Source organism: Herbaspirillum sp. B65 (genome assembly GCF_000333555.1).
Classification (GTDB): domain Bacteria; phylum Pseudomonadota; class Gammaproteobacteria; order Burkholderiales; family Burkholderiaceae_D; genus Herbaspirillum; species Herbaspirillum rubrisubalbicans.
Genome location: NZ_BADI01000781.1, coordinates 1 through 1,893 on the forward strand (window position 1 = coordinate 1; position 1,893 = coordinate 1,893).

Here is a 1,893-nt window from a genome sequence, read left to right on the forward strand (position 1 = left end):
GCGATCGCTCGCGCATCGCCACCAGCGATGGCAGGACGCTGGTCATTTCCGACAGGTCGCCGCCGGCACAGAAATGGCCGCCGGCGCCGGTCAGGACGATCGCCCTGCAGTCGTCGTCGCGCTGCATCAGCTCATCGAAGGTGGCCAGCAGCGCGCGCCGCATCGGTGCCGAAAAGGCGTTGCGACGTTCCGGATTGTTCATGATGACGATCGCCACGCCGCCCTCGCGGCGGATCTGGACGAGGTCTGCGGTGGCGCTGTCGCCGTGCGGGTTTTGGCTCATACTGGGAATCCTTTCGGTTACTGGCCGGTAAACACGGGGGGACGCTTTTCCATGAAGGCGCGTGCCGCTTCCAGGTGGTCCTGCGACTGGCGCAGGACGGGCTGGTAATCGATTTCCGCCCGCAACGAAGCGTCCATGGTGTCGGCACCGCTCGTCAGAGCCGCTTTCGTCAGCGCCATGCCGAGCGGCGGATTGCGTGCGAGTTCGCGGGCGTAGGCGATCGCCGCCGGCAGCGCAGCGCCGGGCTCCGTCACCTGGTTCGCCAGGCCGATGCGCAGCGCCCGGGTGCCATCGATTTCGTTGGCCAGCGACAGCAGGGCACGCGCCTGCGTCATGCCGATCTTCTTCGGCAGGGTCCAGAAGATGCCGGTATCGGGTACCAGGCCGACGCGCAGGAATGCCGCGCAAAAGCGCGCACTGGCGGCCGCGACGACGTAGTCGCAGGCCGCCACCAGCGACAGCCCGGCGCCGAACGCGACGCCCTCGACGGCGGCCACGACCGGCTTGGGCCCACCGCACAGGTCGCGGACGACCTCGCAGCTTTCGCGCAGGATCTCGCGGCTCTGCAAGATGGTGCGCTGGGTCATCTCCGAAATGTCGGCTCCGGCACAAAAATGGCCGCCCGCGCCCGTCAGCACCAGCGCGCGCGAATCCGGATCGTCCACCATCAGGCGGTGCACGGTGTCGCGCAGTGCGTGGCGCGCGGCACGCCCCATCGCGTTACGGCGCTGGGGCAGGTTGATGGTAACGATCGCGACCGCGCCGTCGCGCGTGACCTGGATCGGTTCTGGGTTGGTGGCGCTCATGGGAACTCCTTTTCAGTCGCCGACGAAGACCGGCGTGCGTTTGTCCATGAAAGCGGTGACCGCTTCCTTGTGGTCGCGGCTGCGGCGCAGGATCGGCTGCAGGTTGACCTCGGTTTCGATCGCCTGGTCGAGACTGGCGATGCCATCGGCCAGCGCAGCCTTCAAGTGCGCCAGCGCCACCGGGGGTAGCGCCGCGTACTGGCGTGCCACCCGCAGCGCCGCCGCGAGCACCTCGCCGGGCGCAGCCGTTTCGTTGGCGAAGCCCATGCCGAGCGCGGCAGTGCCGTCGAACTCGCGCGCACTGAGCATCAGCGCGCGCGCACGGCCGGCACCGACGCGCTGCACGAGACTCCAGTACAGGCCGGTGTCAGGCATCAGGCCGACCTTCACGAAGGCGCTGGCAAAGCGCGCCGCAGTCGATGCCACGACATAATCCGACGCCGCGGCCAGCGACAGCCCGGCGCCCATGGCAGGCCCCTCGACCGCCGCCACGACCGGCTTCGGCCCACGTACCATCAGCTTGAAGATGTCGAGCGGCAGCGCGTTGCGTTCGCGATACTCGAGCACGGTGCGTTGTGCCATTTCCGAGATGTCGCCGCCGGCACAGAAGGCGCCGGCGGCGCCGGTCAGGACGATGGCGCGGCAGGTCTCGTCATGGTGCATCAGCTGGTACAGGCTCTTATACAAGGCCTGGCGCATCTTCAGCGAAAATGCATTGCGGCGCTGCGGGTAGTTCAGCGTGACGACGGCCACGTCGCCCTCGTGCTGCACCAATATGATGTCGTTGTCTGGCTCATGGTTTTC

3 protein-coding genes are annotated in these 1,893 nt (G+C 67.8%); all 3 read right to left on the reverse strand.

Translation table 11 applies throughout. The features are described from left to right. The coding region (locus I5W_RS18605; protein WP_044530343.1) for an enoyl-CoA hydratase/isomerase family protein at positions 1-283 on the reverse strand (283 nt) is incomplete at its 3' end. Between the two features lie 17 nt (positions 284-300). After that, on the reverse strand, positions 301-1,089 hold the full coding sequence (locus I5W_RS18610) for an enoyl-CoA hydratase/isomerase family protein (protein ID WP_017450449.1): 789 nt from the start codon (positions 1,087-1,089) through the stop codon (positions 301-303). Between the two features lie 12 nt (positions 1,090-1,101). Further along, positions 1,102-1,869 carry an enoyl-CoA hydratase/isomerase family protein gene (locus tag I5W_RS18615; protein ID WP_083893580.1) on the reverse strand — a complete coding sequence of 256 codons (768 nt, stop codon included), beginning with the start codon at positions 1,867-1,869 and terminating at the stop codon, positions 1,102-1,104. Positions 1,870-1,893 lie beyond the last annotated feature (24 nt).

Coding starts and splice junctions, on each gene's coding strand:
- I5W_RS18610 (WP_017450449.1), bottom strand. CDS start 1,089: ATGAGCGCCACCAACCCAGAACCGATCCAGGTCACGCGCGACGGCGCG.